The 23,510-nt window shown below is 58.7% G+C and carries 17 protein-coding genes and 1 pseudogene; 8 read left to right on the top strand and 10 right to left on the bottom strand.

The annotated features are described in order from the left end of the window. Nucleotides 1–44 precede the first annotated feature (44 nt). Complete coding sequence (locus T424_RS0113470) at nt 45–4,802, bottom strand: NAD-glutamate dehydrogenase (RefSeq protein WP_027488193.1); 4,758 nt, start codon at nt 4,800–4,802, stop codon at nt 45–47. Between the two features lie 360 nt (nt 4,803–5,162). Between T424_RS0113470 and pdxY the strand changes: the two genes are divergently transcribed. Together pdxY and T424_RS0113455 are read left to right on the top strand one after the other, a co-directional pair. Beyond that, a complete protein-coding gene (gene pdxY, locus T424_RS0113460) occupies nt 5,163–6,071 on the top strand; it encodes a pyridoxal kinase PdxY (RefSeq protein ID WP_027488192.1) in 909 nt (302 codons plus the stop codon). A 9-nt stretch (nt 6,072–6,080) separates the two neighbouring features. Next, nucleotides 6,081–6,722 carry a carbonic anhydrase gene (locus T424_RS0113455; RefSeq protein ID WP_027488191.1) on the top strand — a complete coding sequence of 214 codons (642 nt, stop codon included), beginning with the start codon at nt 6,081–6,083 and terminating at the stop codon, nt 6,720–6,722. A 159-nt stretch (nt 6,723–6,881) separates the two neighbouring features. Here the strand turns inward: T424_RS0113455 and T424_RS0113450 are convergent, their stop codons facing one another. After that, nucleotides 6,882–7,706, bottom strand: a complete 825-nt coding sequence (locus tag T424_RS0113450; RefSeq protein ID WP_027488190.1) for a lytic murein transglycosylase — start codon at nt 7,704–7,706, stop codon at nt 6,882–6,884. 166 nt (nt 7,707–7,872) lie between these two features. Beyond that, on the bottom strand, nt 7,873–8,904 hold the full coding sequence (locus tag T424_RS0113445; protein ID WP_027488189.1) for an aspartate-semialdehyde dehydrogenase: 1,032 nt from the start codon (nt 8,902–8,904) through the stop codon (nt 7,873–7,875). Nucleotides 8,905–9,515: 611 nt separating this feature from the next. Here T424_RS0113445 and T424_RS0113435 point away from each other — a divergent pair. After that, the gene (locus tag T424_RS0113435) at nt 9,516–11,399 is read left to right on the top strand and encodes an MFS transporter (RefSeq protein WP_027488188.1); all 1,884 of its coding nucleotides are present in this window, start codon (nt 9,516–9,518) and stop codon (nt 11,397–11,399) included. A 120-nt stretch (nt 11,400–11,519) separates the two neighbouring features. Here the strand turns inward: T424_RS0113435 and T424_RS21005 are convergent, their stop codons facing one another. The 4 genes from T424_RS21005 to T424_RS0113415 form a co-directional block, all read right to left on the bottom strand. Then, nucleotides 11,520–12,269 (bottom strand): phosphatase PAP2 family protein, encoded by a 750-nt coding sequence (locus T424_RS21005; RefSeq protein WP_245269561.1) that lies wholly within the window; start codon nt 12,267–12,269, stop codon nt 11,520–11,522. 342 nt (nt 12,270–12,611) lie between these two features. Then, nucleotides 12,612–13,721, bottom strand: a complete 1,110-nt coding sequence (gene leuB / locus T424_RS0113425; RefSeq protein ID WP_027488187.1) for a 3-isopropylmalate dehydrogenase — start codon at nt 13,719–13,721, stop codon at nt 12,612–12,614. A gap of 200 nt (nt 13,722–13,921) precedes the next feature. Then, a complete protein-coding gene (gene leuD / locus T424_RS0113420; protein WP_027488186.1) occupies nt 13,922–14,527 on the bottom strand; it encodes a 3-isopropylmalate dehydratase small subunit in 606 nt (201 codons plus the stop codon). A gap of 95 nt (nt 14,528–14,622) precedes the next feature. Next, complete coding sequence (locus T424_RS0113415; protein WP_245269559.1) at nt 14,623–14,871, bottom strand: hypothetical protein; 249 nt, start codon at nt 14,869–14,871, stop codon at nt 14,623–14,625. 116 nt (nt 14,872–14,987) lie between these two features. Between T424_RS0113415 and T424_RS0113410 the strand changes: the two genes are divergently transcribed. Together T424_RS0113410 and T424_RS0113405 are read left to right on the top strand one after the other, a co-directional pair. Then, nucleotides 14,988–15,854: an HpcH/HpaI aldolase/citrate lyase family protein gene (locus tag T424_RS0113410; RefSeq protein ID WP_027488184.1), complete on the top strand. Its 867-nt coding sequence runs from the start codon at nt 14,988–14,990 to the stop codon at nt 15,852–15,854. Between the two features lie 15 nt (nt 15,855–15,869). Then, nucleotides 15,870–16,076 carry a DUF1737 domain-containing protein gene (locus T424_RS0113405; RefSeq protein ID WP_027488183.1) on the top strand — a complete coding sequence of 69 codons (207 nt, stop codon included), beginning with the start codon at nt 15,870–15,872 and terminating at the stop codon, nt 16,074–16,076. Between the two features lie 162 nt (nt 16,077–16,238). On the opposite strand, the gene T424_RS0113400 is transcribed toward T424_RS0113405, so the two are convergent. Both T424_RS0113400 and acs read right to left on the bottom strand, forming a co-directional pair. Beyond that, a complete protein-coding gene (locus T424_RS0113400) occupies nt 16,239–16,682 on the bottom strand; it encodes a metallopeptidase family protein (protein WP_027488182.1) in 444 nt (147 codons plus the stop codon). Between the two features lie 169 nt (nt 16,683–16,851). Further along, nucleotides 16,852–18,813, bottom strand: a complete 1,962-nt coding sequence (gene acs, locus T424_RS0113395) for an acetate--CoA ligase (RefSeq protein ID WP_027488181.1) — start codon at nt 18,811–18,813, stop codon at nt 16,852–16,854. Nucleotides 18,814–19,073: 260 nt separating this feature from the next. Between acs and T424_RS0113390 the strand changes: the two genes are divergently transcribed. Next, nucleotides 19,074–19,769 carry a DUF1013 domain-containing protein gene (locus T424_RS0113390; RefSeq protein ID WP_027488180.1) on the top strand — a complete coding sequence of 232 codons (696 nt, stop codon included), beginning with the start codon at nt 19,074–19,076 and terminating at the stop codon, nt 19,767–19,769. A gap of 269 nt (nt 19,770–20,038) precedes the next feature. Here T424_RS0113390 and T424_RS21000 read toward each other — a convergent pair whose 3' ends face one another. Further along, nucleotides 20,039–21,976 carry a glycosyltransferase family 2 protein gene (locus tag T424_RS21000; protein WP_245269557.1) on the bottom strand — a complete coding sequence of 646 codons (1,938 nt, stop codon included), beginning with the start codon at nt 21,974–21,976 and terminating at the stop codon, nt 20,039–20,041. Between the two features lie 877 nt (nt 21,977–22,853). Between T424_RS21000 and T424_RS0113375 the strand changes: the two genes are divergently transcribed. Together T424_RS0113375 and T424_RS22955 are read left to right on the top strand one after the other, a co-directional pair. After that, nucleotides 22,854–23,126: a helix-turn-helix transcriptional regulator gene (locus tag T424_RS0113375; RefSeq protein ID WP_027488179.1), complete on the top strand. Its 273-nt coding sequence runs from the start codon at nt 22,854–22,856 to the stop codon at nt 23,124–23,126. 178 nt (nt 23,127–23,304) lie between these two features. Then, nucleotides 23,305–23,510: pseudogene (locus tag T424_RS22955) on the top strand (IS21 family transposase); the annotation flags it as partial.

Raw genomic sequence — 23,510 nt, 5'->3', positions numbered from 1 at the left:
TCCCTGCCGCCTGATTTGAAGCATCTGCGGCCGGGACATTGGCATTACGCCTTCACCTGCGCAACATCGGTCAGCAGACTGGCGGCGACAGTGAAGCGCGATAGCGTGGGGTCGCCTTCGCTCAAGGCAATCAGCTCGCTGCCGAGACGATTGATTCTGAGCGCATCGGCGGCCCGCCATGCAGCTACCGCATCCCTGCTGCCGCCATGCTCCGTCAGCGCATTGATGACAATGCTGCGCCGGGCAGAGAGGATGAAATCCAGACTGCGCAGCAGGGCAAGACTGTCATAATGATCGTTGGTGGTGATCTTCTCCACCTGCGACAACAGCTTGCCGATGCGGAAGATCTGGCTGACGGTGTGGTAGCCTTCGGCAGCCTTTTGCAGGGAGGCGTCTGCCCGTTCGGCGATGACCATGATTTCCGGCACCACGGGCAGTGCCTTGAGATCGGCGATGGCGCGGGCAAGATCGTCCGGAACGCCCTGACCGATCATGGTCTGACGATCGGCTTCGATCTGCGAGGCGAAGTCCTCCGGCGTGACCGAGCGGCTGAGGCCACGATAGGTACGAATGGCTGCCTTGACCTTCTTTGCGGCCTCCGCAAGATCGCCGGAGGCAAGCCCCGTATCCACGCCAAGCTTGGTGAAGGCGCGATAGACCTGTTCGATACGGGCATAGAGATCGTTTTGCACATCGCCTGCCACTTTCCCGTCCAGCGCATCGATCCTGTCCCAGTAATCCGGCAGGTCGAGGCCGTCCCGTGCAATCAGGGCCGCCTTCACGATGGTATCGGTCCGCGCACCCGTGGCATCGGCCATGCGGACGATAAACCCCGGCCCGCCGCGATTGATGACATGGTTGGCAAGCAGGGTGGCAATGATTTCCCGGCGAAGACGATGGCCGGAAATATCGGCGGCATGGGCCTTGCGCATCTTTTTCGGGAAATAGCTTTCCAGAATGGCGGCGCAATAGGGCTCATCCGGCAGCGAGCTGTCCACCAGATCGTCGAACAGCGAAATCTTGGCATAGGACAGCAGGACGCCGATCTCCGCGCGGGTCAGTGCCTTGCCCGCACCATAGCGCTCGGCAATGGCGGCATCGTCGGGCAGGGTTTCCACCTTGCGGTTCAACCGGCCGGAGGCTTCCAGCACGCTCATGAGACGTGAAAGGTCTTCGCGATTGGCGCCACCATGGCGCTCAGTCAGTGAGATGGCCAGCGATTGCAGATAGTTGTTGCGCAGGACCAGTTCTGCCACCTCGTCGGTCATGGAGGCCAGCAGCTTGTTGCGCGCGGGCATGTCCAGCCTGCCCGACGCCACGGCTGTCGAAAGGGCAATCTTGATATTCACCTCGACGTCGGAGGAATTGACGCCCGCCGAATTGTCGATGGCGTCGGAATTACAACGCCCGCCCTTCAGCCCGAAGGCAATGCGGCCCTTCTGGGTCACGCCGAGATTGGCACCTTCGCCGATGACCTTGGCGCGCACCTCGTCGGCGGACACGCGGATGGCGTCATTGGCACGGTCGCCCACGTCGAGATCGGTTTCGGACAGAGCCTTTACGTAGGTGCCGATGCCGCCGAACCATAGAAGATCGACGTCGGCCTTCAAAATGGCGGTCATGATCTCGAAAGGCGTCGCTACCGTCTTGTCGAGGCCGATCGCTTCGGCCGCTTCGCGGGTCAGGGTCACGGATTTTTCCGAGCGCGAAATGATCATCGCGCCTTTGGAAAGCACCTTGCGGTCATAATCCTGCCAGCTCGACCGCGGCAGATCGAACATGCGCTTGCGCTCCGCAAAGGACTTTTCCATGTCCGGATCGGGGTCGATGAGAATGTCGCGGTGGTCGAAAGCGGCCACCAGCCGGATCTTGCGCGACAGCAACATGCCGTTGCCGAACACGTCGCCCGACATGTCACCCACGCCCACCACCCGGAACGGCGTTGTCTGGATGTCGATGTCCATTTCCCGGAAGTGGCGCTTTACCGCCTCCCAGGCGCCGCGGGCGGTGATGCCCATTTTCTTGTGGTCGTAGCCAACCGAACCGCCCGATGCAAAGGCGTCGTCCAGCCAGAAGCCCGCCTCCCGCGCCAGACCATTGGCGGTATCGGAAAAGGTGGCCGTGCCCTTGTCGGCGGCGACGACGAAATAAGGGTCGTCACCATCCAGCCGGACCGTGTCGGCAGGCGGCACCACCTCGCCATCGCGGATATTGTCGGTAATCGACAAGAGCGTGCGGATATAGGTCATGTAGGCTTGACGGCCAAGACGCAGAAATTCCTCGCGATTGGCGGGGCTTGGCAACTGGCGTGGATAAAAGCCCCCCTTGGCGCCCACCGGCACGATGACGGCATTTTTTACCTGCTGCGCCTTGACCAGGCCAAGAACCTCCGTGCGGTAATCCTGAGCGCGGTCCGACCAGCGCAGTCCGCCGCGCGCCACCTTGCCGAAGCGCAGATGCACGCCCTCTACCTCCGCCCCATAAACGAAAATTTCGCGGAATGGGCGCGGTTCCGGCAGGCCGTCCAGCAATTGCGGATCGAATTTGAAGGCGAGCATCGGCCTGATGCGCGCACCTTCGATCCTCTGGAAATAATTGGTGCGCAATGTCCCGTCGATGGCATTCTGGTAGCGGCGAAGAATCCGGTCTTCATCAAGGCTGGGCACGGCGGCCAAGGCTTCCTCGATTTCGCCGCGCAGTTCGGCCAGCCGTTTCATGCGGGTCTTGTCGGAGAGCTTCGGATCGAAGGATTGCAGGAAAAGCTTGAGCAGCTGGCTGGCGATAGTCGGGTATTTGTTGAGGGTATCGGCAATATAGGTGCCGGAAAAAACCAGACCGCACTGGCGAAGATAGGCGGCATAGGCCCGCAATACGGCAACCTCGGCCACGGACAGCCCGGCATTGAGCACGAGCCGGTTAAAGGGATCATTATCCACCACGCCGGCAAAGGCCGCAAGAAACGCTTCTTCCACCGCTGGCGCCTGTTCCGTGAGGCTGAAGCTGCCGCCAGAGCGCAAGCTCAGCTCCATGTCGTGCAGAACCACCTTGTTGGTGCCGGTGCCGGTGGTAACGGAAAGATCGAAGGTTCGCTCACTGACGACATTGAAGCCGAGATTTTCCAGAAGCGGCACGCGCCGCGACAAGGGCAGGTGATCGCCTGCGTGGAAAACCTTGAGGTAGAGCGCGTGGCCATCGCCTTCCATGCGCTGGTGGAAGGCGATGGAAGCCGAAGAGCCGCTCAGGCATTGAGCCACGTGTTTCAGGTCGGCCACCGCTTCCTCAGGCGAGAAGGCCTCTTCGAAAGCCTGTGTTACCGTCAGTTTCGGGGCGCCATCCGGCGCAAGCGCCTGGAACCTGTCGTCCCAGCGGGTGGTGATGGCCTTCACGGCCTCTTCCAGCCTCGCCTGGGGAATGCGCGGCGTCTTGCCTTCCGAACGGCCGATGATGAAATGCACCCGCGCCACCCCGCCTTCCGGAAAGGCAGGATAATAGGCCGAGACCCGGCCCTCATAGATGTCCTTGAAGAAATTGCCGATGCGCTCTCGGATCAGGGAGTTGTAATCCTCACGCGGCACATAGACGAGCAGCGAGACGAAGCGGTCGAAATGGTCGATACGCGGCAGCACCCGCACTCTTGGCCGTTCGGCAAGATCGATGATCTGCTCGCAGAAGCGGGCCAGAAGATCGGCATCGATCTGGAAGAGATCGTCACGCGGATAGGATTCCAGCGTGTTTTGCAAAAGGCGCCCGGAGTGGCTCAAGGGGTCGAAGCCGAAATGGCTCACCACCTTCTCGGCCTTGGCCCGCAACAGGGGAATGTGATTGACCGAGCCGGTATAGGCCGTAGCCGTGAACAGGCCGACAATGCGCAGCTCGCCGACGACCTTGCCGTTTTCGTCGAAGCGCTTCACACCGACATAATCCATGTAGGCGCGCCGATGCACGACGGATTTCACATTGGCCTTGGTGACGATCAGATCCTCCGGTCCCTGAAGGAAGGCCAGGATTTCCGGTGTTGTCGTCACCTGGTTGCGGCCCTGGCGCAGCACCAGCACATCGGGATCGGAGAGAATGCCGAGACCGCGGCCCTTGCCGCGCTCCACCGTGGCAGCCGCGCCCTCGCCGGAATAGATATATTCGCGCATACCGAGGAAAGTGAAGTTGTCGTCGCGAAGCCAGTTCAGGAAGGCAAGGGCTTCATCCCGCTCGCTCTTTCGGCGCGGCGTCGGCTGGGCGGTGAGTTCGCCGATGGCGGTATCGAGAAGCGCCAGCATGGGTTGCCAGTCGGCATAGGTCTGCCGCACCTGCGCCAGCACATGCTCCAGCCTGTCTGCAAGCCCCTTTGCCTGCTCTTCGGACAGGGGTGCAAGATGCAACTGTATATAGCTGATGCGGTTGGCGGGATCGGTGTCCGGCTCGGCCAGAACCCAGCTTTCGTCCGATTTTACCAGGATCGGGTGAATGGCAAGGGAGATGTCCCGGAACTGGCTGGTCACTTCCCCCATGACGGAATCGTAGAGGAATGGTTTGTTGCGGTCCACGATGGACAGCACGCTGAGCGGCGCCCCGTCGGCTGCCACGCCCTCGACGGTCCGGATGGTGATCTGTGCCGCCTTTCCGTCCCAGTGGGCGAGGTCTTCTGCCGCACGGCGGCTGGCAGCGGCCAGCATGGTGGCCGTGTAATTTTGCAGGTCGTCATTGCTGGCGCGGCTGAACAGCGCCTCCGGCTCGACCGCGCCCGCCCCGGCTGAACGGGCATCCGCGAAGAGCTGCTCCCTTTTGACCCGCTTTGCTACCACCATTCTGTGCCTCCACCCGTTTGGCTTATGTTCTTCCACTGTGGACGAACAATGTTTGCGAAAATATGTATTTTCCTGCGAATCAGGCAATTTCGACCTGTTTTATGCTTTTTGGCGTCGGTTTTGTCCGAATTTGGGTTCGTTCCGGTGATTTTTTATGCGGTTTGCCGGAAAATTTCGCAATTTTTCCGTAAAATCGAAAAATTCGCCGGTGGGAATTTCTGCCTTCGACAGGCAAGGCGGCATCTGGTAATTGGCCTGTCAAGTGCAAGGGGTCAGTTTTCCCGCTCGGTCCGGGTTTGCGTCTTCCAAAGGCTGATGCGCCTGCCGGATCGCGGGCGGTTTGCATCGAAAGGAGTGCCGATGACACAGAATGCGCCGCGCACGGCCATCATCTCCGTGTCCAGCCATGTCATTCGCGGAACGGTCGGAAACCGCGCCTCGGCTTTTGCGCTGGAGGCGCTCGGCTTTCCGGTCTGGTCCATGCCGACCGTCGTGCTGCCCTGGCATCCCGGCCATGGCCCTTCGACCCGCATGACATTTCCCGACGACATGTTCGAAAAGGCGGTGGACGATCTGGTGGCCGCACCATGGATTGGCGAGGTGAGGGCGGTGATGACCGGCTATTTCGGCTCACCTGCCCAGCCAGCCGTCATGGCGCGGCTGATCCGCAGGCTCCGGGAGGTCAATCCGGCGCTCGTCTATCTTTGCGATCCGGTCATGGGTGATTTCAATGGCCTGTACGTGCCGCAGGCAACGGCGGAGGCCATTCGCGACCATCTCATGCCGCTGGCAACGATTGCCACGCCCAACCGCTTCGAATTCGGCTGGCTGACGGGCAGGACGTTCGAAAGCAATGCCGAGATGGCCGGGGCAGCTGGCGATCTTGGCGTGGAAACGCTGGTCGTCACCTCGGCCTTTCCGATGATGGCCAAAAGCACCGGCACCTTGCTGCTATCGGGCAAAGCCGCGCTTCTGGCCGAACACCGGCTGGTGGAAAAGGCGCCCAACGGCTTGGGGGATCTTTTTTCGGCCCTGTTTCTGGCTCAAAGACTGCGCGGACCGGATGAGGAGGCCCTGCGCCTTGCCACGGCCAGCGTGCTGGAGGTTCTGCAAAAGACCGTTCAGCAGCAGGCCGACGAACTGGTGCTGGAAAGCGCGCAGGAAAGCCTTGCCCGGCCGCTTGCCTCGGTTTCCCTGCGCCATCTGGTGGTGCCCTCGAAAAACACCCGGAAAAGTCTGGGAATTGCCAATCCTGTTGCATCGCGGTAGATCATCCTCATGCAAAACTTTCCATCCTATCTCCTGAACGGTTATCGCAGCTTCATGAACGGCCGGTATGTCGATGAGCGGGAACGCTATCGCCAACTGGCTGATCAGGGCCAGCGTCCCCAAACGATGATCGTCGCCTGCTGCGATTCGCGGTCGGCGCCGGAAACCATTTTCGACTGCGGCCCCGGCGAGATGTTCGTGGTGCGCAATGTTGCAAACATGGTGCCTCCCTATGAGCCGGACGGGCAGTATCACTCCACCTCCGCAGCGCTGGAATTTGCGGTGCAGAGTCTCAAGGTGGAGAATATCGTGGTCATGGGACATGGGCGCTGCGGCGGTATCCGCGCAGCTCTCGATCCGAATGCGGAACCGCTGGCGCCCGGCGATTTCATCGGAAAATGGATGAACCTCGTGCGTCCCGCCGCAACCCAGATCCAGAATGCTTCCGGCATGACCGATGCCGAGCGGCAGACGGCGATGGAACGCATCTCCATCCGCAATTCCATCGAAAACCTGCGAACCTTCCCTTACGTGCGCAAGCTCGAGGAAGAGGGAAAGCTTGCCATTCACGGCGCCTGGTTCGACATTTCCAACGGCGAATTGTGGGTAATGGATCCCGAAAGCCGCGATTTCGTACGGCTCGATCCCTGATATGACAAAGGCTTTACGGCCTTTGTGAAAGCGGGGTTTCGCCTTTTGAAATGCCCTGAAAAGTAAAAGCCCGGCGCGTCCTGATGGTTGTCAAAACCGTGGGACGAGCCGGGCTTTTTCGTTTCATGCGGTCATCGCCATGCGTTCAGGGCAATCTTGTCAGGGCTTGTCGATTTCCTTGCCGATATAGGCAAGTGCCTGCTGATAGACGGTTGCCGCGTTCCAGCCGCCCATGGCGGTGAAGTTCGGCTCGCCGGGCTGATAGCCCTGTCCGGCCTGCCATCCATGACCCTTCAGGAAGTTCGCCGTGGAATACATGGCATCGGCGCGCGAATGGATCAGGTCGATATGGCGGTCGCCATCGCCATCGACGCCATAAAGCGTCACGTTTTTCGGCAGGAACTGGGTCTGGCCGATTTCACCATGGGCAGCCCCACGGGAATTGACATCCAGATCGCCATCGGCAACCAGTTTCAGCGCTGAATAGAGCTGATCGCGGAAATAATCGCTGCGGCGGCAGTCGAAGGCAAGCGTCGAGACAGCCGACAATGTGTGCTCATTGCCCATATAGTTGCCAAAGCCGGTTTCCATGCCCCAGATGGCGATCAGCGGACCGGCGGGAACGCCGAAGCGGCGCTCGATATTGGCAAACATCTCGGCATTGGCGCGCTTCATGGACTTGCCGCGGCTGATAATGGCCGCGCCGCCGCGCTTCTTCATGAATTCGTCGAAGGAGAGCTTGAAGCTTTTCTGTCCACGATCGGCCCTTATGGTCGGGACATTGTAATGGACATTGGCAAAGGCCCGATCCAGCACCGAGCGGCTGATGCCCTGGCCCTGAGCCTCGACCTTGAAGCCTTCCACCCATTGTTCGAAACCGGCAGCCGTGTTGCTGCACGCGGGTGCCGCCGCAGCCGCGCCTCCAAGGGCACATATCGAAACCACGGCCAGAAGGGTGGCCTTGCAAAACGTCTTCATCCCCATCGCGTCCTCTTGTTCGGCAAATACGGCTCCGCAGAGCACTTCGCTTCGATCCATTAGACCCCAAGCGTTTATACTTCGTGTAAACCATAAAAGCCGACGGCCGGACCAGCTGATCCGACCGTCAAAAGCGTGTGATTGGCGCGTTTTCCCGCACCTGTGACATAAATCAGGCAGCAGCCTTCGGCTTGATCAGGCCGCGATTGACGAGAAGCTCGGCAATCTGCACGGCATTGAGGGCGGCACCCTTGCGCAGATTGTCGGAAACGACCCACATGTTCAGGCCGTTTTCAACGGTTGCGTCTTCGCGGATACGCGAAATATAGGTGGCGTCTTCACCGGCGCTTTCGACCGGGGTGATGTAGCCGCCGTTTTCGTGCTTGTCGATGACGAGGCAACCGGGGGCTTCGCGCAGAATGTCACGGGCCTGATCGGCGGTGATTTCCTTTTCGAACTCGATGTTCACCGATTCCGAGTGGCCGATGAAGACGGGAACGCGAACCGCGGTGCAAGTCACCTTGATCTTCGGGTCCAGCATCTTCTTGGTTTCGGCCAGCACCTTCCATTCTTCCTTGGTGTAGCCGTCTTCCATGAAGGTGTCGATGTGGGGAATGACGTTGAAGGCAATGCGCTTGGTGAACTTCTTGTTCTCGATCGGATCGGCGACGAAGACGGCGCGCGTCTGGGTGAACAGCTCGTCCATGCCTTCCTTGCCTGCCCCGGAAACCGACTGGTAGGTGGAAACCACGACGCGCTTGATGGTGGCGGCTTCATGCAGAGGCTTCAAGGCCACGACGAGCTGCGCGGTCGAGCAATTCGGGTTTGCAATGATATTCTTCTTCGTGAAGCCGTTGACGGCATCCGGATTGACTTCCGGCACGATCAGCGGAACCTCGGCGTCGTAGCGCCAGGCGGACGAGTTGTCGATGACGACGCAGCCCTGCTGGCCGATCTTCGGCGACCACTTCTGCGAAACCGTGCCGCCTGCGGACATGAGGCAAATGTCGGTATCGGAAAAATCGTAGGTTTCCAGGTTCTTGACCTTGAGAACCTTGTCGCCGAAGGAGACTTCCGTGCCCTGCGACCGCGCCGAGGCAAGGGCCACGACTTCATCGGCCGGGAAACCGCGTTCTGCCAGAATGTTCAACATCTCGCGGCCGACATTGCCGGTGGCGCCTGCGATTGCAACTTTGAAACCCATAATACCTGCTCTCTTTCTGTCTCTCCTCGGCTTTGGTGAGGGGGAAGCGCGGGCATTCCGCGTTCTTCCTGTCCCCGGCCTTGCCGGGGAGAGAGCGGTGGGCCAGAGACGTCAGACGGTTTTAATCGTCGTTTTGGCCGTGATGGTCTGGGGATAGGCAAAGGCATGAAGGGCCGCGGCACGATATGCCCGGCTTTCCTCGACTGACATGATGATACGCGCGTGGTTCATCTGCTTTTCCTTCCGCACCTGCCTTTATACCCTTTTATCCGCCTGTCAAGAAATTCGCCCGGCCTGCCGGTACGCCGCATGAAATTTTTCCGGAAATGTCGAGGCAGGCATTATACCAAGGCGCGAAGATGCTGACGCATCCTCGCCTTGATGGAATTTCGAATATCCCAACTGGGTCAGCCGTTTGCGATATTCGAAAAGGGAATACCAACGGTCATCTTCAATGACCCTTGGTATTAGACGAAAGTCATAAGCCCAAAGCATCTCTCTCGATTGTCGCGGATTTCTGTCACCTTAACGATAATTCACCGGCCATGACACAAAGCCTCGGAGGAGGGGGCGTCAAGGTTCGGCGGAGAACTCTTTGAGGAGGATCAACAATGGTAAATGTCGCTGCCACGCATGGCGCATCCCGCGGCATGACCGCCGAAGAGCGCAAGGTCATCTTTGCTTCGTCTCTCGGCACCGTGTTCGAATGGTATGACTTCTATCTCTACGGCTCATTGGCCCTTTACATCGGTGCGACGTTTTTTTCGCAATATCCGGAGGCCACACGCAACATCTTTACATTGCTTGCCTTTGCGGCGGGCTTTCTGGTGCGCCCCTTCGGCGCGCTGGTTTTCGGGCGGCTCGGCGATCTCGTCGGGCGCAAATACACCTTTCTCGTCACCATCCTCATCATGGGCGGTTCAACCTTTCTGGTGGGCATTCTGCCCGGTTCGGCCACGATCGGCATTGCCGCACCCATCATCCTGATCCTGCTGCGCATGTTGCAGGGCCTGGCGCTTGGCGGGGAATATGGCGGTGCGGCCACCTACGTGGCAGAACATGCCCCTCCCGGCCGGCGTGGCTTCTACACGTCGTGGATCCAGACCACGGCAACCATGGGACTTTTCCTGTCGCTGGTCATCATTCTGGCCATCCAGACCTATCTGGGCCGTGATGAATTTGCCGCCTGGGGCTGGCGCATTCCATTCCTGCTGTCGGTTCTTTTGCTCGGCGTATCCGTCTGGATCCGGATGCAGATGAACGAATCGCCTGCCTTCAAAAAGATGAAGGAAGAGGGCACCCAGTCGAAAGCGCCGATTTCGGAAGCTTTTGGCCAGTGGAAAAATGCCAAATTCGCCATTCTCGCCCTGTTCGGCGCCGTCGCCGGTCAGGCTGTCGTCTGGTATTGCGGGCAGTTCTACGCGCTCTTCTTCCTTCAGAACGTGCTGAAGGTCGATGCGCAGGCCGCAAACATCATGGTTGCCATCGCTCTTGCGCTTGGCACGCTGTTCTTCGTGGTCTTCGGCTGGCTCTCCGACAAGATCGGGCGCAAGCCTATCATCATGGCGGGTCTGCTTCTGGCGGTCGTCACTTATTTCCCGCTGTTCAAGGCCATGACCTGGGCGGGTAATCCGGCTCTCGCACAGGCGCAGGCAACGGTGAAGGCCGTGGTGACAGCCGATCCGGCCGATTGCAATTTCCAGTTCAACCCCACGGGAACGGCGAAATTCACCACGTCCTGCGATATTGCCACGGCACTTCTCACCCGGAATTCCGTGCCGTATGAAGTGGTTGCAGGCGCCGCGGGTTCGGCTGCCAGCATCAAGATCGGCGATGCCGTGATCCAGAGTTATGACAGCGTGAAGGCTGGAGCAGATGGCAAGGCACTGGACAGCGCCATGCAGAAAAGCGTCAACGTCGCCCTTCACGCTGCCGGCTATCCGCTGGTGCGCGGGCCCGCAATGGTGCCCGATGTCAAGCTGAACGCCTTCATTGCCGCAAACCCCGAACTTGGCCTGAATGCGCAGGCCGTGCGCGATGGCGCGGGCGCGCCGGTGCCGGTGGACAAACTGGTTGCGGACAAGCTGCTGACCAAGGACGAGGCCGCTGCCGCAGGCGTTCAATCCATGCCGGTTTATACCATTGCCAATGGTGGCGCCTTCAAGATGGTGGCCGATCCCGCGCAGGTCAAATGGGTGCCGCTGGTTGCCGTGCTGACGGTTTTGGTCATCTATGTGACCATGGTCTATGGCCCCATTGCCGCGATGCTGGTGGAAATGTTCCCCACCCGCATTCGTTATACGGGCATGTCGCTGCCCTATCATATCGGCAATGGCTGGTTCGGGGGTCTGCTTCCGGCCACGGCCTTTGCGATGAGCGCGGCCAAGGGCGATATTTATTACGGCCTCTGGTATCCCATCATCATCGCCGGCATGTCCTTCGTGATCGGTATGATCTTCCTGAAGGAAACCAAGGATAACGATATAGACGCCTGACCTTACAGCGCCGTGCGTTTTAACAAACGCACAAAGGACGCTGTAACACTTTAAATCTGCTGCATAATTTTCACCTTAAATAGATTCCGATTTAAGGAATTATGCAGTAGGGGTCTGACATCAAGCCATGCCCGGAGCGGATGCTTCGGGCATGGTCGTTTGCGGTATATGCCTCATGGCATCACCGTTGGCGGCTGTGGGCCTTTTTGCCGTCTTGTTGTTTGGCAGAAGGCGTTGCCGCAGCATCAGGCCAGACTGCCCATGACGCCGAAAGACAAGCCGGTAACGGGCAAAGCACAGCGCCATTGCCCAGGTAAACCAGGCGCCGAAGGCAAGGCCTGCCAATACATCGCTGGGGTAATGCGCCCCCACCATCACCCGCGCCATTCCGCACCACAGGGCCGCGACCGCGAAAAACAGCCGGTAGCGCGGCGCAAGCAGGGCAAGGATCATGAAAACCGCCCCGATCGTCGTGGAGTGACCGGATGGAAAGCTTTCAAAACCGGAACGTCCGGCAAAGGGCATGAAGTGAAAGGGATCTTCAACGGCAAATTCTCCCGGTCTTGCCCGGCCAATGGCCCGCTTGAGCAGATTTGCCAAAAGCCCGGACAGCGCGATGCTGAGAAAGCAATAAAGGCCGAGCAGGCTGAAAAACATGGCCCGCGCCCTTGCACGCCGGAATTGCGAAGTCACAGCCCCCGTCATACCTTCAAGCGCGAGGAAGGCTGAAATCAGCAGGCACCAGCCGGAATTTCCAACATCGGAGAGAAGATGCGCCCAGGCGCGGGCGGTGGGATCGGCAAAGCGGCCCATGCTGCCGGTGGCCCTGTCGAATACCAGACAGGCGAGTGCCACGAGGCTGAAGGTCATAAGAAAACAGGTCGAAGCCCGGCAGCAGGGCAAGGCCGCCCCAGACCGGCATGTCTTGATCCGCCCTGCAATCCTGCCGGTTTGCGTAAGAAAAACCGGATTCCACTTTTTCAGGACATGCTTCAGCAGACGCGCCATTCCGCCATTCCGTCATTCAATGATCGCGACGGATGATAAGAGTGCTGCATTTCGGGTATATGACAGCCCGCCGATGGAAACCGGCGGGCCGTATTAGAGCGGCTCATTGTTTCATGGAAACATTGATCCGCTCTAACTAATTGTTTTTACGCATTTTCAGACGGAAAACCGGCTTCCACTTTTCCTGAAAATGCTCTAGATGTCTTACTTCACCAGCGTTTTGAATTCGGCAAGAATTGCATCGCCCATGGCGGTCGTGCCGACCTTTGTGCAGCCTTCGGCCATGATGTCGCCGGTGCGGATGCCCTTGTCGAGAACATTGGCGATGGCCTTTTCCAGGGCGTCGGCTTCCTTGACCATATTGAAGGAATAACGAAGGCACATGGCGAAGGAGGCGATCATGGCGATCGGGTTGGCAATGCCCTGACCGGCAATGTCCGGTGCCGAGCCATGCACGGGCTCGTAAAGCGCCTTGCGCTTGCCAGTCTTGGCATCCGGCGCGCCGAGCGATGCCGAAGGCAGCATTCCCAGCGAGCCGGTCAGCATTGCGGCAACGTCGGAGAGCATGTCGCCAAACAGGTTGTCGGTGACGATGACGTCGAACTGCTTGGGCGCGCGCACCAGCTGCATCCCGCCGGCATCGGCCAGCATATGCTCAAGCTTCACGTCGGAATATTTTGCCTTGTGGGTTTCGCTCACCACCTGATTCCAGAGCACGCCCGATTTCATGACGTTGCGCTTTTCCATGGAGCAGACCGTGTTGCGGCGCGTACGGGCCATTTCGAAGGCCACGGCCGAGATGCGCTCGATCTCATAGGTGTCGTAGACCTGTGTGTCCACGGCGCGCTTCTGGCCATTGCCCAGATCGGTAATGGTCTTGGGTTCGCCGAAATAGACGCCGCCGGTCAATTCGCGGATGATGAGAATGTCGAGGCCTTCCACCAGCTCCGGCTTCAGCGACGAGGCGGAAGCAAGCGCCGGATAGCAGATGGCCGGACGCAGGTTGGCAAACAGTTCCAGATCCTTGCGCAGGCGCAGCAGGCCTGCTTCCGGGCGGGCTTCATAGGCAACGTTATCCCATTTCGGGCCGCCGACGGCGCCGAACAGCACGGCATCGGCCGCCATGGCCTTCGCCATGTCGCCTTCGCTGATGGCAGCCCCATGGGCATCGTAGGCGCAGCCGCCGACAAGCCCCTCATCGGTTTCGAAACCCGCCGCCAGATCCTCATTCATATAGGAGATGATCTTGCGGACTTCGTTCATTGCCTCCGGACCGATACCGTCACCGGGAAGCAGGAAAAGCGTGCGCGCCATGGCTGGAACCTCTTCTGATCAAGTTGAGGCGTTTTATCGGCCCTGAACGCCCAATTCAAGGACAGCTTGCGGTTCAGCGGTACGCCTTGCGGGCATAAGGCAAAGGGAAAGCCCGTTATGCGGCATAAGCGTGCGATGAAAGAAAAAGCGGCCCGGAAAGGCCGCTTCAAACTCAAACCGCAGCGCTTGGCCCACGCATCTCAGACCCAGGGGCGCTCGGCGCTGTTCTGGGCTTCGAAGGTGTTGATAGAAGACGCTTTTTCCAGCGTCAGGCCGATGTCGTCCAGGCCGTTCAGCAGGCAGTGACGCTTGAATGCGTCGATCTCGAAGGCGATCTTGCCGCCATCGGGGCCGGAAATCTCCTGGGCTTCGAGGTCAACGGTCAGAACGGCATTGGCCCCGCGCTGGGCGTCGTCCATCAGCTTGTCCAGGTTTTCCTGGCTGACGACGATGGGGAGAATGCCGTTCTTGAAACAGTTATTGTAGAAAATATCGGCAAAGCTGGTGGAGATGACGCAGCGGATGCCGAAGTCGAGCAAAGCCCAGGGCGCATGTTCGCGCGAGGAGCCGCAGCCGAAATTGTCACCGGCCACGAGGATCTTGGCATCCTGATAGGCGGGCTTGTTGAGAACGAAATCCGGGTTGGCCGAGCCGTCGTCCAGATAGCGAGCTTCAGCGAACAGGCCCGTACCAAGGCCGGTGCGCTTGATCGTCTTCAGATAATCCTTGGGGATAATCATGTCGGTGTCGATGTTGACGACCGGCAATGGCGCTGCAACGCCCGTGAGTTTTGTGAACTTGTCCATGCGGCTTTTACCTTCCGACCTGCTCTGTTTGAGCCTGCCATAACGGAAAAACGCGAGGATTTGAAGGGGAATCTGCTTCGCGTCCTCGCCGGGCCTCACAGGTCGATGATGGTGCCCCGCCCATCGTTCCACACGCGCATTTCGCGCCGGGGCTGGTTGCTTGCGCGGGCGCGGGCATAGACAGGCACGGGTTTGGCCTTCATCGCCAGCGAGCGCCAGACAAGCGTGGCCGTCATCACCGCGCCGGCAAGCAGCGCCAGAGAAACGGTGAGAAAAGCTGTGGCCATCAGACCGGCAAGGCCAAGGGCGACAAGACCGAACATGCGAAGATTGTGCATCGTCATAATCCTTTCACAGGGTGAAGGTGGGGCTTCTCCTGAGGCTTTGCAAGGGGTAAGGACGAGAGGGCGGCCGGGATTGTGGAGGCTGCGGCAAGGTGACGCGATCAGGCGAGAGGACTATGACCAGGCTGACCCCGAAATCCCTAAGGCGTTCCGTTCTCAGCATTCCTGCCATCAATCGGCGCGCGCTCGAAAAAAGCCGGACGCTGGAGGCAGACGGTTACATTGTGGACCTTGAGGATTCCGTCGCTGAAAGCCGCAAGGGAGAGGCGCGCGAGCTGGTAGAGACCTATTACCACAACCATCTGCCGCAAAATGCCGAAGTGGTGCTGCGCATCAATGGGGAAGGGCCTTTTCAGGAAGACGATCTTGCTCTCGTCAGGCGGCTCGGCGCTGTCACGGTGCTGGTGCCGAAGGTCGAGAGCATGGAGGCGCTGTTGAAAGTCCGCACCGCAATCGGTGCCGAACCACGTCTGTGGGCCATGGTGGAAACACCGCTCGGCGTCTTGAAGGCCGGGGAGATTGCCGGATACGCCAATACGCTTGGTATTGATTGTTTTGTTGTGGGCCTCAACGATCTGGTGAAGGAAAGCCGTATTACCCTGGAGCCCGGCCGAAGCAATGTCATCGCCTGGTTGATGCAGGTGGTACTGGCCGCGCGCGCCTATGGCCTGAGCGTGCTGGACAGCGTTTGCAACGATTTCAACGATCTTGCCGCCTTCGAGGCCGAATGCGCCATGGGCCGCACGATTGGTTTCGATGGAAAGATGTTGATTCACCCAGCCCAGATCGAAGCGGCCAATCGCCAGTTTTCACCCACTGACAGCGAGATTGCCGAGGCGCAGGAGATCGTTGCGGCTTTCGACGCACCGGAAGCCGCAGGCCTCAACGTCATCAACCGCAATGGCCGGATGATCGAGCGTCTCCACGCCGATCAGGCCCGCGCGCTTTTGCTGAAATATGCTCTTATTCACTCCCGCAACTGAACAGGTGAAACAGCCATGAAGCTCTACCGTTTCCTTACCGGTCCCGATGACGCCTCCTTTTGCCACCGCGTGACCGACGCGCTCAACAAGGGTTGGGAACTGCATGGTGCGCCGAGCCTGTCGTTCAATGCCGCGACAAACCAGATGTATTGCGGTCAGGCCGTCGTAAAGACGGTGGAGGGCAAGGACTATGATCCGAGCATGAAGCTGGGCGAGCAGTAAAGCCTTGGAGAGCGCCGTGCGTTTTATTAAACGCGGGGCGCTCTAAGCTTTTGTTTTCCCGCATTTCCGGACGGAAAACCGTGACTACACTTTTCTCGGGACAATGCTCTAAACCCGTTGTGTAATTTTTACCGTCAACCGCTTCCGGTTTACGCAACCACGTCAGTTGTCGCGCAGCGCCGTATCGTCGGCGCTCGCCTCGATCCGCTCCATATCGTCATCGCTCAGGCCGAAATGGTGGCCGATTTCGTGGATCAGGACATGAGTGATGATGTCGCCCAGCGTTTCCTCGTTTTCGGCCCAGTAATCCAGAATAGGGCGGCGGTAGAGGATGATGCGGTTCGGCAACTCTCCGGTTTCCATGCTGAAGCGTTCGGTAATGCCCTTGCCTTCAAACAGGCCGAGAAGATCGAAGGGCGTTTCCAGCGCCATGTCTTCAAATACCTCGTCGGTCGGAAAATCGGCAATTTCAATGATGAGATTGCCGGTAAGCTCCCGAAATTCTTTCGGCAGGTTGCCAAAGGCTTCGATGGCCAGAGACTCGAAGGTGCTTATTGTCGGCGCATGTTTTTCACGCCAGTCTTCGGATTGATCGACCCGAGCCATATATACTCCTGAAGCGCGCAAGGCTTGCGCGCCAAACACTTTTCAAGCGGCGTTTTACAGAAAAACGCCTCCTGTTACACCTCGTTGAACCACCATATAGGGTGTTTTCGCAGGTTTTGCGAGTGGCAGGGCGCAGACACCCCCGGCCTGACGGCCGGGGCGCTCTCGCTCAGGCCGCCGCTGCCGCCTTGTTCTGACGATTGGCGATAAGATCGTCCACCACGGCGGGATCGGCCAGCGTCGATGTATCGCCAAGGGCGCCGAAATCGTCTTCGGCAATCTTGCGCAGAATACGGCGCATGATCTTGCCGGATCGCGTTTTGGGCAGGCCCGGAGCAAACTGGATCTTGTCCGGCGAGGCGATCGGGCCGATTTCTGCCCGCACATGCTTGATCAATTGCTGGCGAAGCTCTTCATTGCCTTCGTGACCTGCCATGAGTGTGACGTAGCAATAGATGCCCTGCCCCTTGATGGCGTGCGGATAGCCGACAACGGCGGCTTCCGAGACGAGATGGTGGGAGACGAGCGCCGATTCCACCTCCGCGGTGCCGAGGCGATGGCCGGAAACGTTCAGAACGTCATCGACGCGGCCGGTGATCCAGTAATAGCCATCCTCGTCGCGCCGGCAGCCGTCGCCCGTGAAATATTTGCCCTTGTAGGTGGAAAAATAGGTCTGAACGAAACGGTTGTGATCGCCGTAAATCGTTCTTGCCTGTCCGGGCCAGCTGTCGGTGATGCACAGATTGCCGTCTGTTGCGCCTTCCAGCGGCTTGCCTTCATTGTCCACCAGCTGTGGCTTGATACCGAAAAAGGGCCGGGTTGCCGATCCGGGCTTCAGATCCGTTGCGCCGGGCAGGGGGCTTATCAGAATTCCGCCGGTTTCCGTCTGCCACCATGTATCGACGATGGGGCAGCGCTGGTCGCCCACCACATTATAATACCATTCCCAGGCTTCCGGGTTGATCGGCTCGCCCACCGAGCCCATCAGCCGGAGCGAGGAGCGAGACGAGCGCTTCACGAACTCGTCGCCCGCGCCCATGAGCGAGCGGATGGCGGTGGGGGCGGTGTAGAAGATGTTGACCTTGTGCTTGTCGATCACCTCCCAGAATCGGCCCTGATCGGGGAAATTCGGCACGCCTTCGAACATCAGGCTGGTGGCGCAGTTGGCCAGCGGCCCGTAGACGATATAGGAATGACCCGTAACCCAGCCGACATCGGCGGTGCACCAGTAGATCTCGCCATCCTTGTAATCGAAGACATATTCATGCGTCATCGCGGCGTAGACGAGGTAGCCGCCCGTGGTGTGCAGCACACCCTTGGGCTTGCCGGTGGAGCCGGAGGTATAAAGAATGAACAGCGGGTCTTCGGCCCGCATCTTCACCGGAGGGCATTCGGGCTTAACCTTGGCGATTTCCTGGTGATACCAATAGTCGCGGCCGGGCGCCCAGCCCACCTTGCCGCCGGTGCGGCGCACGACCAGCACCTTGTTGACGATCACGAAATTGCGGGCCGCAATATCGATGGCGACATCGGCATTTTCCTTGAGCGGCACGGGTTTGCCGCCGCGCACGCCCTCATCGCAGGTGATGACGAAGGTGGATTCGCAATCGACGATGCGCCCGGCCAGGGCTTCCGGCGAAAAGCCGCCGAACACCACGGAATGCACGGCCCCGATCCGCGCGCAGGCCAGCATGGCATAGGCGGCCTCCGGGATCATCGGCATGTAGATGGTGACGCGATCACCCTTCTTCACGCCGTGTGCCTTCATGACATTGGCGAGGCGGCAGACATTCTCGTAAAGCTGGTTATAGGTGATCTTCTTGTCGATATAGGGGTTGTCGCCTTCCCAGATGATGGCGGTGCGTTCGCCATGCGTTTTCAGGTGCCGGTCGATGCAATTATAGGAGACGTTGGTTACGCCGTCCTCGAACCACTTGATCGAGACCTTGCCCTTGAAACTGGTGTTCTTGGCCTTGGTATAAGGCTTGAACCAGTCGATCCGCTTGCCATGCTTCATCCAGAATTTTTCCGGATCCTCGATGCTTTCCTCGTACCATTTCTCATACTTGTCCTTGTCGATCAGCGCTTGCGCCCTGGCCGATTTGAGAACGGGATAGGTCTTGGCAGACATGCGGCTCCTCCTTCAGCTTTCCAGCCGTTCACAAGGCCCTTCGAAGCCCGATTTTCACGGCCCGCGAAGCTCCTCTCTTCGCTTATCATGCTGATTCATATCAGGTTCGAAGGCGGCGGCAATTAGACAATGGTTACGGTACGCCGAAAGAATTGCAATTCTGCGTCACTCGGGATATATAATCCTCGAACTCCCGGAAATTGTGGTTAATTCCACGCCCCGCGACCACCGGCGCGGGACGCAGAGAAGGATTGTATTCCATGGCCCAGACATTGCTCATGCCCAAGGCAACGGCCGTATGGCTCGTTGATAACACGGCGCTGTCCTTCGATCAGATCGCTACCTTCTGCAAGCTGCATCCGCTTGAAGTGAAGGCGATTGCCGACGGTGAAGCAGCCCAGGGCATCAAGGGCCTCGATCCGATTGCAACCGGCCAGCTTTCGCGCGACGAGATTGCCCGCGGCGAGAAGGACATTCACTATCGCCTGAAGATTTCCGAGCCGAAGGTGCGCGTGCCCGACAACAAGCGGCGTGGCCCGCGCTATACGCCGGTTTCCAAGCGTCAGGACCGTCCCAACGCCATTCTCTGGCTGGTGCGCAACCATCCTGAACTGAAAGACGCGCAGATTTCCCGCCTTGTCGGCACGACCAAGGCAACCATCGAGCAGATCCGCGAGCGTACCCACTGGAACTCGGCCAATCTGACGCCGATGGATCCGGTGACGCTTGGCCTGTGCAGCCAGATCGATCTGGACATGGAAGTGGAAAAGGCTTCCAAGGGCCGCCCGCTGCCAACGGCTGCCGAACTCGGCGCCACGCTGCAATCGGCATCCGAAACGGAGCATCTGGATTTCTACGCCGACGAGGAAAAGGAAATCGACGCCAATGCGGTTTTCGCCAAGCTGCAATCGCTGAAGTCAGACCGCCCGCAGGAAGAGGAAGACGATCAGTATTGATTGTCCGTACTACCGAAAGCATGTCGCGAAAAACCGCGCAGCGGTTTTTCGATAACGACATACGAAAAAACAATGACTTAAAGCGACAGGACCGAATCTGAAAGATCGCGACACGCTTTATTTTTGAACGGCGGAAGAGCAATCTTCGGCCGTTTTTCTGTTTCAATGACCCTTGGTGTAATTGCTTAAACTGATTCCGGATCAAGGAATTATGCAGGAATGGCAAAGACCATTTCGTCTTCGGCGAACCTGTGTTCATCGGACGCGCTCTATATCGCTTCGGTCTTTTCCGGCGGCGGTTCTTGCAAAAGCAGCCGCAATCTCTCCTCGGCTCCGGTAGCCTGCGCAGTTCTCAGTGGTTCCGCAATGGGGGGACGCGGCCGGGCCCTGTGCGGTGTCTTGTTCCAGAAAAACGGTTTTGTCCGCAATTCCAGCGCCGCCTTCCAGGCCGAATAGGATGTCATCAGCCAATAAAACGGAATGGCAAAGTAGCGAAGGCCAAGTTTTTTCCGTTCATGGCCGGTCATGGCCCCGCGGCCCAGGGTCATGAAAATCGCGTAGCTTCCGAGAATATTGGTCATGTCCACCCAGAACATGATGACATCGCGCCATGGCAGCGGGGTGGATGCCGGTTGCAGCATGACGCAAAGATTGGTGGCGAAGAAAATGAGGATTGCAGGGTGAAACAGCGAGGAAAGCAGCATTCCCCCGATCATCAGCTGAAACATGAAAAACGCCCTCAACCCCATGTCGCGGCAGGTGCGCAAGGGGTGGCGCATCATGATGAGCCAGGTTTGCAGCCAGCCCTTGAACCAGCGGCTGCGCTGGCCGATCCAGATCCTTGCGGAAATCGGGGCATCTTCCAGGGTCTGGCAGCGTAAGGTCTGGCAGCGATAGCCCGCCCGGTAAAGGCGCAAGCCCAGATCGGCGTCCTCGGTGACGTTATAGGGATCCCAGCCGCCGATCCTGCGCAGAATGTCGGTGCGAAAATGGTTGGACGTGCCGCCCAGCGGCAAGGGCATGTGCAATCTGGCCAGCATGGGCAGCAAACCGCGAAACAGCGCGGCATATTCCAGTGCAAAGAGACTGCTGATCCAGCTTTCCTCGCCATTGGCGATGATAAGGGGCGCCTGTAGGCAGGCAATCTCGTCCGGACAGTTTGAAAACCGGGCATAGGCTTCCTTCAACTGCCCCGGATGCGGCCTGTCCTCGGCATCGTAGATGACCAGAAACGTACCGCGGGCACCGGCAAGCGCATAGTTCAACGCCTTGGGTTTCGTGCGGGGGCCGATGGCGGGCACCCGCACGATCTCGAACCAGGGTGGCAAGCTCAGCTTTTCCAGCGCTTCGAGTGTTTCATCATCGTCGGCTTCGCAGGCCAGTTTGACATCGAGCAGGGAGGGGGGCCAGTCCAGCCGTTTCAGCGCATCCACGAGCTGCGGGACCACGCTTTTCTCCCGATACATGGCCACCAGCACGGTATAAACTGGCAGCGGCGCATGGGGCAGAGGGTCGGGTCTTTGCGTGCGCCGCCGGGATTGATGGACCAATGTGGCGGCCCGAAGCGCCAACATGCTGAGATAGGCCGTTGACAGGACGACATGCAGCAACGGCAGGAACACGCTGGCCGAAATCACGAGACCACCCGCCAGACTGGACAGCGCCATGCCGGCCCAGAAGCCTTGCGGTCCGGTGACGACCTGACGGGCGGAATAGGCCGGCGCGTGGTTAAAAAGACTGTTGGACGCCTCTTCCGCGCGCCGCAGGCTGCCGATTTTCCACACGGCCCGGCGAAGCGCGCCGGGACTGGTGATCGCCATGCTTTGCCGGAGGGAGGGGAAGCGGCGCAACTGATCCTCCAGCTCCGCAAGCCGGCAGGCTTCGGGCACAAGCACGGTGACAGGCGGGCTTGCCGGTGGATAAAGCCGGACCATCCGGGGCGTTTGCAGCTGTATTTCCAGCTTGTCGCTGTAGAAGATCTGTTCGTGGGGAAGGCTTGGCAGATAAGGGAGCCCCAGGGCGGCGGCGAAGGCCGCGTAATACTCATCTTCATCCATCTCGCCTGAAACGAGAAGTTCCTGCTCCAGCCCGGTGCCGTTACATAAGGCCATGCGCGCCAGACGAATACGCAGAGAATGGGAGACGCCGATCCGCCCCATATGCTCAAGCTCAACCGCAACGGACCGCGCCGTCGCCCTTGCTCTCACGCCGGCCTGTGCTTTTGCAGGCAAAAAATGGAAGCCTGTCTTACCGCTTTGAAAATTCATATGTTTCAAGAAAAAATGTTGAGCAAAAACAAAATCTCGCCAGAACTATAAGCGAAAATCGCAAAAATTCAATCAAGGATTGTTTGCGATTGAGGAGGCGTTTAAGGCGTTCCGTCTACTGCATAATTCCTTAAATCGGAATCGATTTAAGGTGAAAATCATGCAGCAGTTTTAAAGTGTTACAGCGTCCTTTGTGCGTTTGATAAAACGCACGGCGCTGTAGGAACCAACTTAATGATGCAGCTGGGACAGGTAGCTCAACACTCAACTACTGCGTCGGAATGGAGAATCTCGGGCTGATTGAGAAAGACGACTCCACCAGTGGCAACATCAATTATCGGATTCGAGATCCGAAAGTCGTTCATGCGATCAGCAATGGCCTCGACATAACCAAAAGCGCGTGACGAAAACTAAAAATGAGGCGCTATGTGCCGCGACAGTGGCGTATAGTTCATTTTAGGCCACACCACTTCAGATTAAATCGAATTAATTGACAAAACGGGGTGCAGAAAACCCCTTGCACCCAAAGGAAACGATGGCGGAGAGGGTGGGCTCTCCGCCAAATAGGCCAGCGATACCTGAGAAACATGGGTTTCTCGTAAGCTTCTGCTCCCATTGGGCAAATTACGATACCCGCAAGTGTACCACACGCGATACCTAGATCTCAAGGACCTTATTTTTCGAGGTCGTGCGGGGACGCAAAACTTCCCGATCGGGTTGATTTTGGACGATGTCTTCGCCTGCTTCCCGATCGGTAAGGATCGTATTGATCTGGAAGAAATCTTCCTGTACGGTAAGCCAACTCAGGAGATGCGCGATGTTCAGGTCCGCACGCGATTTCGGCGCTGCCATTCGGGAAAAACGCAAGGCGCTTGGGTGGACGCAGACCGAGCTTGCCACCCGGTCCGGCACGGGCGAGCGCTTTATCGTCGAACTCGAATCCGGCAAGCCAAGCTGCCAGCTGGAAAAGTCCCTGATCGTCGCACGCACTGTCGGCATCGAAATCGGCGATCTCAGGACGGCCCAAGCCACACCGACCTCGACTGACGATGACCTGGACTTCCTGCCGACCTTCGGTGACGGTCGATGACGAAAATCTTCTATGAAGCCCTGCCCGTTGCCAGCCTGACCTTCGATAACGAGTGGCGACTGGTGTGATTAGGCATGGAATAAGGACCCCGCAAATGGGGTGATCGGCGTCCAAACGGGCCCCCCATCTGCGATGGGGTTACAACAGCCTCCGGTTTCATCGGAGGCTTTTTGTTTGGATGCTTATTGTGGAAACAATTCTGAAGATACGGCGGCTAGCCCATGTTCAGGGCAAGTCGATCAAGGCGATCTGCCGGGAGTTGGGCATATCGCGGAAAGTGGTGCGGAAGGTTTTGCGCACCGATGAGACGGAGTTCAAATACGAACGGACCCGTCAACCTCAGCCGAAGCTCGGCCCCTGGCGCGATCAGCTCGATGGAATGCT

Source organism: Allorhizobium undicola ORS 992 = ATCC 700741 (assembly GCF_000621665.1).
Lineage (GTDB): Bacteria > Pseudomonadota > Alphaproteobacteria > Rhizobiales > Rhizobiaceae > Allorhizobium > Allorhizobium undicola.
This window is presented reverse-complemented; position numbering and strand designations above follow the sequence as displayed.